This is a genomic window from Rothia sp. HMSC08A08 (assembly GCF_001808385.1).
Taxonomy (GTDB): Bacteria; Actinomycetota; Actinomycetes; order Actinomycetales; family Micrococcaceae; genus Rothia; species Rothia dentocariosa.
In genome coordinates, this window is the sequence record NZ_KV793064.1 from 20,165 (window position 1) to 31,555 (window position 11,391).

The 11,391-nt window shown below is 57.1% G+C and carries 4 protein-coding genes; all 4 read left to right on the forward strand.

The annotated features are described in order from the left end of the window. Positions 1-212: 212 nt before the first annotated feature. Entirely contained in the window at positions 213-2,165 is a 1,953-nt protein-coding gene (locus HMPREF3164_RS04695; protein WP_246822611.1) for a serine/threonine-protein kinase, read from the forward strand. Positions 2,166-2,335: 170 nt separating this feature from the next. After that, entirely contained in the window at positions 2,336-5,515 is a 3,180-nt protein-coding gene (locus HMPREF3164_RS04700) for a 1,4-beta-xylanase (protein WP_070449253.1), read from the forward strand. Position 5,516: 1 nt separating this feature from the next. Beyond that, a complete protein-coding gene (locus HMPREF3164_RS04705; RefSeq protein WP_070449255.1) occupies positions 5,517-6,872 on the forward strand; it encodes an ABC transporter substrate-binding protein in 1,356 nt (451 codons plus the stop codon). Between the two features lie 79 nt (positions 6,873-6,951). Further along, positions 6,952-11,283: an FtsK/SpoIIIE domain-containing protein gene (locus HMPREF3164_RS04710; RefSeq protein ID WP_070449257.1), complete on the forward strand. Its 4,332-nt coding sequence runs from the start codon at positions 6,952-6,954 to the stop codon at positions 11,281-11,283. Positions 11,284-11,391 lie beyond the last annotated feature (108 nt).

The window sequence follows — 11,391 nt, forward strand, 5'->3', positions numbered from 1 at the left end:
CCTCACCATTTTTGCGAAAACGGTGAGGTCATAACCGTTTAAGAGCGTGTTGAGCAGGGGTTTTGGCGGGTAGAGCACCAAGAGCGCTGCCCGTCTTATACCTTCTTAAAATCCCCGCTGACCGTGAGCAAAAGGCTGAATCTTGCGGATGCGCCGGTTACACTAGGTATAGCCGTGAGACCTACCCGAGCACTAGAGCGTGAGGAGCAACCGTGGACGATGCAATAACCGGCATGCGCGAAGGAGCGCCGCTAGGATCCGCCTTCACGCTCATTCGTGCGGTAGGTTCCGGCACGGTCGGCACCGTCTGGGCGGTCTCACGTAAAGGCTCATGGGCGCTGTATGCTGCTAAATTCCTCAAGCCCGAGTACCACAAAGACAGCGAATTTCTTGAGCGGTTCGTGCGCGAACGCACCGTGCTCTCGCAACTGCATCACCAGTACATCGTGCCAATCGAAGACATGGTGGTCGAGGGCGATAACCTGGCGATCGTCATGGAATACCAGCATGGCGGAAGCGTGCGCGAGTTTTTGCAGAAGCAGAAGAATCTGCTGCCCGGCGAGGCCTTCGGCATTGTCGAGCGCGTGCTTTTGGCGCTGGAATACGCGCATCGTTCCGGGGTTCTGCACCTAGATATTAAGCCCGATAATGTGCTTTTATCGGGGCATTACGGCGATGCCCTCGTGGAGCAGGTGCGGGTTGCCGACTTCGGTATCGCCACGCTCATGGGGCAGACGGAGAGCCAGGGTTTTTACGGTACGCCCGCCTACATGTCGCCCGAGCGTAAAGCCTATGGAAGCTCGGATTCCTCAGCCGATATTTATTCCGCCGGTGTTATGCTGCACGAGCTTCTGGTCGGCGCCGTTCCGCTGGTGGATGCGGATTCTGCCGTTCAGATCAGCGATCACCTTCCCGAGGATGTGCGCACCGTCCTTGAGAATCTTATGAGCCTATCGCCCAAGAACCGCCCGCAGGCCGCGCAGGCTGTGGCGCAGGTTCGGGCTCTGCGCAAGAAATATCAGGATGCTGACCGGTTCGAGTATGAGGAACGTGCCTCAGAAAGCCAGAGCACTGGTGGTCGTCAGCGCACGGTTATTCGCGGCGGCGAGCAGGCACCCGCTCAAGCCGCGTCGGATAACTACAGCACCCAAGTACCCGAACTGGGTGAAGCCTCGCATCAGACGATTATCCGCCCGGTGACCGAGGCGCCGGTTGTCGAAGAGGAAGAAATCGACGAAGAATTTGAGAATGAGCAGCCGAGAACGGTTGCCTCACAGCTCAAACGCCCGCTCGTGTGGGGGTCGATATTAGGTATTTTGGCGCTTATTTGCGCGTGCGTTTTCGTCTTTATCAACAGCTCCGGTGAGAAGAAGCAAGAGGGGCCAAAAGAGCATTGGACCGCATCTTCAGGCACGAATTCGCCCCTGCCGAGTGGCTTAGGCACCCGCCTGGAGGCCGACTATGACCCGTCTTCTCATACGGCGACCGTGAAATTTGAGTACTCGACGCAAAAATCCGGGCTGCACGGCGATATTCTGCAGGTCATTCCCGGGCTGAGCACCGATTCCTGCCCGCAAACCACATGGAACCAGGCGAGTGAGGCCGAGGAGATCCGCAAAAATCAGGCCGCCATTACCGGGCTGGATACGAAATGCGCCTGGAACGTGAGTAACCTTAAGATTCCAGCGAACTCAGCCGTAACCATGAGCGCCAAGGTCGATATCGATATTCCCGATCAGAAGAGCCTCGAAAAATGGCTGGGCGAGATCACCAAGAAAACCCAGACCGCCATTAGCGACCCGGACGTGAAATCGGCTTCATACCCCATTCAGCGCATCCAGAAGATTGAGGTGCAGGTGCCCAACCGCGTGGTTAACCAGTCGGCGGTACCGGTTACCCTGCTGCCGGTGTGGCCCAGCGGCAAGGATGACCTGAACCCGCTCATGAAGCTGCCGCAGACCGGCACCCCCTCCCAGGCCATTACCTCGCTGGCGCCGGACACGGGCGATATCGCCTTCACAGACGGATGCTCCGGTCACCTGTCGATTTCAGCGGATCAGAAAAATGTGACGGCCCTATCGGTTGCTCCCCAGTGCAAGCTCAACGTTCAGGTGGGTAACTTCACAAATCTGCAAAGTAACGCTTTCAGTATTACATCACGGTAATTGAACATCTGTTGATCGTGCGACAGAGCGTTAAGATTGGCATATTTCCCGCACATTCTACTCATGGCGCGGTAGAATACCTTTAAGTTGCCTCGAACGGTTTACTCAACGCCACACACATACGATGCAACATTACTGTCCATAAAATCAGCCACCTTCCGGAGTGCCATATGTCTACACGCTTCGACGCGTCAGAGTCACGGCTGACGTGGAAGAGCCGCTGTGTGCGGGTGCCTTTAACCATCGGGGTCATTGGCAGTTTGCTCCTTGCGGCATGCTCCTCGTCAGACCAGCAGAATAGTGATCCTACCTCGCCCGGGCAGACGACCCAGCAGAGCGAACAGCAGGTGCAAAACCCCACGCACGTGCTGCAGAACGTGAACCTTAAACTTGCGAGCAACGGTAACGTTTCTGCTATTGACACCAATAATATCTATGTCAATGAACAAGAGCACAAGAGCTCCAGCAAAACCATCAACTTCAAGGTCAAGGACGTTATTAACGACGTTCCGGTGCGCGTCAGCACCCAGTACCAGAGTTCCAAAGGCACCGGTACAAACCTGAAAGACCTGAACGGGTACTCCGGCGAGCTGACTATTAAGGTCACCGTCGAAAACCTTACGCTCAAGTCCCAAGAGGTAAGCTACGATGCGGGCGGCACCAAGCGCACCAATCAGGCGCTCGTCGGTGTTCCGTTTACGGTGGCAGGGTCGGTTTCACTCGATAACGTGAAATCCAACCAGATCATTACCTCCGGCGATAAGACGGACGACAGCGCAACCAACGGCGTGATTAGTACGACCGGGGACGGCAAGGCGAACGTGCAGTGGGGTGCGATCCTGGCGCCTCCGACCTCCGGGGCGAGCACATCGTTCACGCTGAAGGTGAATGCGCAGGACTTCAAGGCACCCGATTTCGATATCGCGGTTCAGCCGGGGTTTGCCTCTGACCTTTCGGGTGAGAGCGTGCTCAACAACAGCTTCAATAAGAACGACGCCAACCAGGTTGCGATGCTTCAGCGCACTATCGACTTGGTGAACAACGTCGATTCGACGATTACCAGCGCCAGCTCGCAGGTGAACGAACTGCGCTCCAGCCTGGACAACACCTCGGACACTCTGGGTCAGGATGCCGCGAAAAACCTGCAGGCTAACAGCGAGAGCCTGACCAAACGTATGGCGGAGCTTGACGGGCAGATTCAGTCCCTCAAGGATGACCTCGCCAAGACTGCCGACGGCAACAAGAACCAGCTCATCAGCCAGCTGGAAAGCACCGTGAACACGATGGATACCCTGCTGGGTGATACCTCGCAGGTTCCGAATGTCTCGGTTTCGCATCAGAACGGGTCATGCACCGTCGATCGCGGTGCAGCCGGAGGCGGATCGAGCGTATACGGCAACCTCGTGCAGCTTTCCCAGATTCTCAACAACTATGCCGATGCCAGCGGCGACTGCCAGCATGCCCTCGCGGACTCGCTGCGCCAGACCATCGGGCCGGACAACCCCAGCCCTGAGGTCTGCCGTGACGGGTCTTCGGTCACCTGCTCCCTGTACGGTGCTTCGGTCACCTCGCAGGCAAGCCTGATTGGTCTCGTCGCTAATGGTGAGAAGCTTGTGAACGAGCTGCAGCCCGAGTACCTCAAGGGTGCCAACAAGAACTACCGTGCCCTGCGCGGCGAGGTAGACAACCTGACGAAGTACCTGCAGAGCGATGAAGGCAAGAAAGCCATTCGAGACCACCAGCAGAACGGTGACGTCACGGAATCGCTCAAGTCTAGCCGCCGGTCGGTAGATGAGCTCAAGAAAACCTCGGATGAGCTCACCAAGGCGCTCAACAGCCTGCACAGCAAGGCCGTGGCGGCGCGCAACGACGTGAGCGGAAACTCAAACTCTATAGACCAGCAGAACGAAGATATCGCTAACGAACTCTGCAAGCTCTCGGTAGAAAACGGCGGCAAGCTCTCGCAAGAGGAAGTAGACCGTCTGCGCTCCTACCTGACTTCTACGCCTTGCGGTGAGACCCCGAGAACCCCGCAGCGCGATCAGAATAACCAGAACCAAGGCGATCAGAACACCCCGAACAATAACCAAAACGGGAACAACGGTAACCAGAACGACCAGAACCAGGGTCATCAGGATAATAACCAGAACACCCCCAATAACAACCAGAATGGTCAGAACGATCAGAATGGTCAGGGCGGTGCGCAGGTAACCCCGCAGAACGACCCGACTGAGAATGGCCAGAACGGTCAAAACGATCAGAACGGTCAGAACCAGAACACCCCGAACAATAACCAAAACGGGAACAACGCTAACCAGGGCGGCACCCCCGTAGTCCCGGCAGCGCATCGATTTGCTGTCGACAAGCTCCAGGCGCCCGAAGGTTACGGGCAGGCTATGGACGAGCGCCTGAACAACCAGGCACGTGCTTGGGACGAGGTTATCAAGGAAACCGACCTGCAGAACCCGACCACTCCTCTGGCGCAGAACGCCAAGGGATTCTCCGACCAGGTGAACTCCCTGGACTCCGCGCTCAGCTCGGTTGAGAAGGCGTATGCGGGCGAAGGTGACGACCAGAACCGTGATCGTGATGATCGCCAGAACGACCCGAACTCCCTGGATGAAAAGCTCAAGGCGCTGACTAGCGCATCCGACGAACTGGGTAAGAACCTGGATGAACTTTCCAGCCAGCACTCCGAACTTTCGGAAGCTCTCAAGAATGCGTTCAAGGACTCTGCTGACGAAACCAGCAAGAACATCAACAACCTGATTTCGCAGGAGATCCGCCAGGTATCGGCTCAGGGTTCGGCAGGTGCCGATTCCATTCAGAATTCCTTCACCAGCTCGATCTACGGTCTGGCGGAAGCCTCGAATGTAATCGTGCGCGATGCCGGTAACTCTCTGGAGGCGCAGCGCCGTGACATCGCCGGTAAGGTTGAGAACCTCAAGGCATCCTTGGACGGGGTCACCCAGAGCTCCCTGGAGCAGCTGGATGCGCGCACCGGAAACGCCAGCCGCGACCTGGCGGGTGCATCCGTGCTTCTTGCCGACGACCTCAACAAAGTTATCCTCGACCTGGGCGATAGCCGAGTCGATGGTTCGGGTCTGTTGGGCGCGTTGAAGACGAACGCCGCGAAAGCTGGCGCCGCCGACTTCCAGCTGGCGCTTGCCTCGCAGAACGCGCAGGGTTACACCAGCGTTCGTGCCGAGGATATTGCGGCCGTGCAGCTGCGGCAGGCACAGTTCAAGGCATCCTTGGAAAAGCTCAAGTCACTGCCCTCCTTCCACCTGCCTGACGGTGGTAAGGCCGAAGTGAAGGTGGTTTACACCTTCCACATTAGGGACATGTAGCGTGACCCCAGAGCCTCAGCTTGAGGAAGAACAAACATCCCGAAGGGTACCCCTGACCATCATTGGCTGGGGTGCCCTTCTGGGGGTCTTGTTGTTGGTTATCGTGGTGGCAGCTCATTTGCTACGACCGGATATTCGGCCCCTGCGCGCACCCGGCGATACCGAGGCGATAGCCCCCGTTGTTCCGCAGGAAATTACGCTGCCGAACAACAATAATCGCGACGCCAAAATCGGGATTATTATGACCTACGGCGAGGATGCGGAAGGCTCCGAATGGGTGCTCCCTGCCCAGGGTGCTGCGGTGGCCGCGCATCGTCTGGATCTTGGTAAAACCCCCGTTCAGCTGACGGTCGCTAACGATAAGGGAACCCCTGACGGGGCTCGTGATGCCGTCGAAAAACTCAAATCTGAGGGCGTTCAGGGGATTATTATTTCTTCCTCGGGTGAGCATATTAAGGGTGCGACGAACGCGGCACGTGAGAGCAGCATCCCGGTGATTGAGGTCTACGACAGCGTAGATACCGGGCGCGGAGTCTGGAGCCTGGCGCCCACCCCCGAGCAGCTTTCGCAGGCGTATATGCAGGCTTCGCAGCCGAGTACCCAGAGCATCGTGATAGCTCCCAAGGATACTGAGGTGAAGATTCCGCAGGTTGCCGCCAAACATGCGTACGACCGCGATACCGATGTGCGTGAGCTGGCGCAAGACGTCAAGAAAGAGTCCCAGAGCTACGGGGCTTCGGCGAATATCTTCGTTTCGGGTTCGGCAATTCGTCAAGCTAAAATCGTCAAAGAGCTGCAATACGCCGGGGTGACGGCTCAGATTCTTTTGAGTCCGCAGGCCGTATCGCCCATTTTCGCGCGAACCCTTGTGGCTGAGGGGGGCACGGTCTCGGCAAACCTGACGACCGTTGGGTACAACATGTCAGACTCCTTGGCTTTGCAGTCCGATGACCCCGGGCGGGGGCTCGCCGCCTTCCTCGAAGCGGTGCGTGTTATGGGTCAGGATTCATCCTACATGACCCTGCAGGATGACCAAGCCTTCAAATCCGCCGCTCCCTATGCGGATGCGCGCTCCCACAACGCGGTGCTGGCGTTCGCCTATGCGATCGATAAGGTGCACGAACGCAAGCCGGAGGCTGTCACTCGCGTGCTGGAAAGCATGAGGCTCGATGCCGCTCAGGCGATTGCGGGCGACGCGCTCGATTTCACTCATGAAAACCCAACGACTGCGCCCGTGCAGACACTCCATGCTACGGAGCAGAGTCTGGGGCTGCGGCCCGAGCCGAGCAACGATCAGGAACCGCGCATCGTCTGGTTTGCAGAGCGTGGAACTCGAACGGAAACCTACAATGAATAGCAATTGACTAGTATATATTCCAAATAAAGAATATAAGATGCCGTCTTGTACAGGGCTGTGAGATCGTCAAAGGAACAGTATGCGAATCCAAATATCCCTCGAATCTTTTCAGAAAAGTATCGAACTCGATTCGTGGCAGGAGAACACCACGCTGCGGCAGATCGTCTACACGGCGGGCGGCCCAGAGATAGCCGCTGACGACCCGCTCTATGTAGACTCCCAGCCGGTCACCGGTGACACCACGATGGATACCGTCGTGCTGCTCGAAGGCAGCACCATCGGATACGCCCCCACGCCGGTTGCCGAACCCATTCACGGATGGTCCATCACCGTCGCGGGCGGGTTGCATGCGGGGCGCATCCTGCCCTTACCGAGCGGTCGCGCCCTCGTGGCGGGGCGTTCCCCCCAGGCCGATGTGGTGCTGGAAACCGAGAGCGCATCCTGGGAACACTTCACCGCCACCCAGACCGACAACGGGGTACTCATCAAAGACTCGGGATCCACCAACGGAACCTACGTGAACGGCGCAAAACTGGGCGAAGATGGGGTAGAAGTAGACGACGAAGCCGTCATCTACGCCGGGGGAGTGGCATTGCTTGTGCGCCCGCAGCTCACTGAAACCCTGGCACCGCGCGCAGGGTCGCTTCCCAACCTGACCCCCAGCCGCACGGCACCCTTCAACCGTCCGCCGCGCGCGGCTCTTATGCCCGAATCAGATACCGTCAAAATACCGAAGCGGAAGAACGTTAATAAGCCCAGCCGATTTAACATTGCTACGGTAATCGCACCGTTGATTTTTGCCGGTGCGATGGTTGCTATTATGCGTGAGCCTCGGTACGGGCTTTTTGCCCTGTTGAGTCCGGTTGCGGCTTTTGTAATGTGGATAGAGCAGAAATGGCGTTTTAAACGCGATAAGCGAGAGGAAGAAAACCGGTTCGAGAAAGAGATTGACGAAACCAAACAAAAATTTCAAGATATCTATAATTATGAACGTCTGCGTCTGCAGGAACTCGCCCCTGACCCCGCCAGCGTAGCCCGGCGCATCAAGCTTCCCAGTGTAGAAGTATGGCAGCGGCGCTTTACTGCGGCCGATTTTATGACCTTGCATGTGGGGTACGGGAACTACGCCTGGATTCCCAAAAACGACCTTTCGACAACGCAAGAACCCGAAAAAGAAGTAAAAGACCTTCTCGATTCTTCTCAATTACGGGGTGTCCCAATGATTGCCGACCTCACTGACGCCGGTGTTATCGGTATCGTGGGGGATAGGGAAGGGGCCCTCGCCCTAGCGCGCAGCCTCGTGATGCAGGCCGTGACCCACTGCGGACCCGCAGACCTCACCCTAGGCGTCTTTTTCGACCGTGGAAAAGAAGATGAGTGGTCGTGGACCTCGTGGCTGCCGCATACTCGACAGAGTGGATCTTCCACGGGTGGCCGATGGATTTCGCAGGACTACGAGCAATCCACAGCTATGCTCAAGAATCTGCAGCAGAGCATCGACGGACTGCTCAGCCCCGGACTCATGCTCGTTATTGATTCCGAAACTTTGACTGAAGGGCGCGATGCACCTGCTCGTAAACTCCTCGGGTTTGGGCGCGGCATTAACGCACGTGAAATGGCTCGACGAGACAAGCCGGTCCATAAAGTTACTGGTATCGTAATCGCCTACTCTGAAGAGCAGCTTCCCGCCTCCTGTACCGTAGTTGTTACAGTGGACGAAGACGCCGCCGCAACTTTCTACGAACCCGAGAAACGCCGTACCGTCAACGACGTTATTATCGGCGGCATCGACCTTGACTACGTCACAAAACTGGCGCGGATGCTTGCGGAATTCGACGACCCTGAGCTCATCATCCCCGGTGCGGGTCTGCCCGGGCTGGTGCGCCTGCCCGAACTCACCGGCATCGGCACGCCACCCACCGCCCAAAAGATTATTAACACCTGGCAGAAATCCACCGGATACAGCACCGAAATCGGCGTTGGCGACCAAGGTGTGTACACCCTCGACCTCGTCAAAGACGGTCCGCACGGTCTTGTCGGCGGTACCACGGGTTCGGGTAAGAGTGAATTCCTGCGATCCCTCGTCGCCGGTCTGGCGGCCCATAACGACCCCACGCGCCTCAACTTCATTCTGATCGACTTCAAGGGCGGCGCGGCGTTCAAAGCCTGTGAACGGCTGCCGCACACCATCGGCACCATCAGTAACCTCGACGAACAGCTCGCAAACCGTGCGCTGATCAGCCTCGAAGCTGAAATGGAAAGGCGACAGCGGCTCTTCGCTGCCGCCGGGGAGGGCGTGGACAACATCATCGAATACCACGCCACCAACCCGCCAGAACCTATGCCGCGCCTGCTGTTGGTGATTGACGAGTTCGCCATGCTCGCCAAGGACTTCCCGGATGTGCTGACCTCGCTCGTGAGCATCGGTGCCGTGGGTCGTACCCTCGGCGTGCACATGATCCTGGCAACCCAGCGACCCGCTGGCGTGGTGAACAACGACATTCTGGCGAACACCAACCTGCGTGTTGCGCTGCGCGTGCAGTCTAAAGACGACTCCTCCAACGTGATTGAGGTGCCGGACGCCGCATCCATCGAGCGCTCCCAGATGGGCCGCGCCTACATCAAACTGGGGCAAACAGATATTACCCCCATTCAGACCGCGCTGGTAACCGGGTACAGCGGCGTTGTCGAACGAGACCCTATTGAAATGCGCTCTACCAATATCTTTGGCATTCCGTCGGCACCGCGTGCACTGCCGAAACCGAAGAAGACCGATGCGAATGACCTCGACAACCTGATCGACGCCATCGTCGAAGCCAACCACGAGCAGCGCTATGCCCCGCCGCGCAAAGTCTGGCCCGAAGCCCTCGGCGATAACCTGCCGCTGAACGGATTCGAGAAGCCCCTTTACGGGATTGACGAACCCGCACCCGCAGATGGTGACACTCCGATTGTAGGTACCGTTCAGGGCAGTACCGTCTTCTTCGGTCTCGCCGATATACCCGAAGACCAGGTTCAGGTACCCGCCGGTTGGGATACCAACGTCAGCAATATGTTCCTCGTCGGAACTCCCGGTAGCGGCACTAGCACCGGGCTTGCCTCCATGGCGCTTACCCTCTGCCTGAACACACCTCCTGATCAGTTCGATATGCTCGTTCTTGACTTGGGACCGGGCTCTTTAGCCCCCTTGAAAAACCTGCCGCATGTGAGCGCCTATGTAGGTCCTGGTGAAGGTGCCAAGGAACGTCAGACCAGGTTCTTACGGCATCTTATGGTTGAGCTGGAACGCCGCCGCTCTAATCCGGCTAATACGCGTAAACTCATTATCCTTATTGACGGTTACGGCACCCTGCGCGACGAATTCATGGAGTACACCGGAACCGACTACCTGGGAGCTTTCCACCGCGTATACTCCGAGGGGCCTGCCTTAGGAATGCACTTCATGATGGCGACAAGTCGTTTGAAGGGAATTCCTGCCGTTGTTAGTGACGTAACCCAGCAGCGCTGGCTTTTTCACCTCTCCGATTCCTACGACTACACTACTTACAGGATTCGAGGAACTGACATCCCAGCCGCTGTGCCCGGACGTTGCGTCGATAGTGATACCATCCGACAAATTCAGGTAGCAATACCGCAGATGAGCCTTGACGATGCCGTTCAGCAGGTCGTGCAGCGTTGGGGTACGGTCGATAAGCCCGATGTTATTGGGCAGCTGCCTTCCCTGGTGCATCGTTCCCAGCTAGGTGTAGAGCCAGTGATTGGCGGAGAAAACTGGATTATTCCGGTGGGTATTGCCGAGCATAACCTCAAACCAATAGCATTCGAGCTTTATGAAGGGGAAAGTGCGCTTATCGGCGGATCACCGCGTTCCGGCAAATCGACCCTGCTTCAGGCTATCGCTGACTCCGTTATGAAACAGCGCGATCGTGGAGAAACGAACGCTCAAGTGTGGGTTATGTGCAGCAGGCGCTCGCCGCTGGCGCATCGTGATTTTGATCGGAAGGCTACGACTCCACAGGATATTAACTCCCTTGCAGCAGAGCTGGAAATTACCGAGGAACCAGTGCTTTTGTTGATTGACGATGCGGAACGTATTGATGATGCTGACCAGGGAATTGCTAATCTTCTTAAAGCGGAGTCCCCATTTGTCCGTGTCATTGCCTCGGGTAAGCCGGGTGAGTTGCGCACCATGTATTCGCACTGGACGAAGGCGGTGCGTAAGTCGCGTACCGGTGTGCTTCTGCAGCCGCATATTGACTACGACGGCGATATGTTCTCAATGACGCTACCGCGCCGTGCACCGGTAACTCTAACAACGGGTCGCGGTTATGTGGTGTTGGGTGGTTCTGCGGTTTTGGCTCAGACCATGTGCCCCGACGACCTTGAGGTTCGGCCGAAAATGGCATCGTAGAGTATTTTCTCAGAAAAGATCCCTCACGATATGTGTTACCGTGAGGGATCTTTTCTGTATCGGTCAGCATGTGCCTAGTTGAGTTTTGGTTCTATGTTTCCTGTGGCC

Excerpts from the sequence above, each read along its gene's own strand:
- HMPREF3164_RS04700 (WP_070449253.1), top strand. The coding sequence starts at position 2,336 with ATGTCTACACGCTTCGACGCGTCAGAGTCACGGCTGACGTGGAAGAGC.
- HMPREF3164_RS04710 (WP_070449257.1), top strand. The coding sequence starts at position 6,952 with ATGCGAATCCAAATATCCCTCGAATCTTTTCAGAAAAGTATCGAACTC.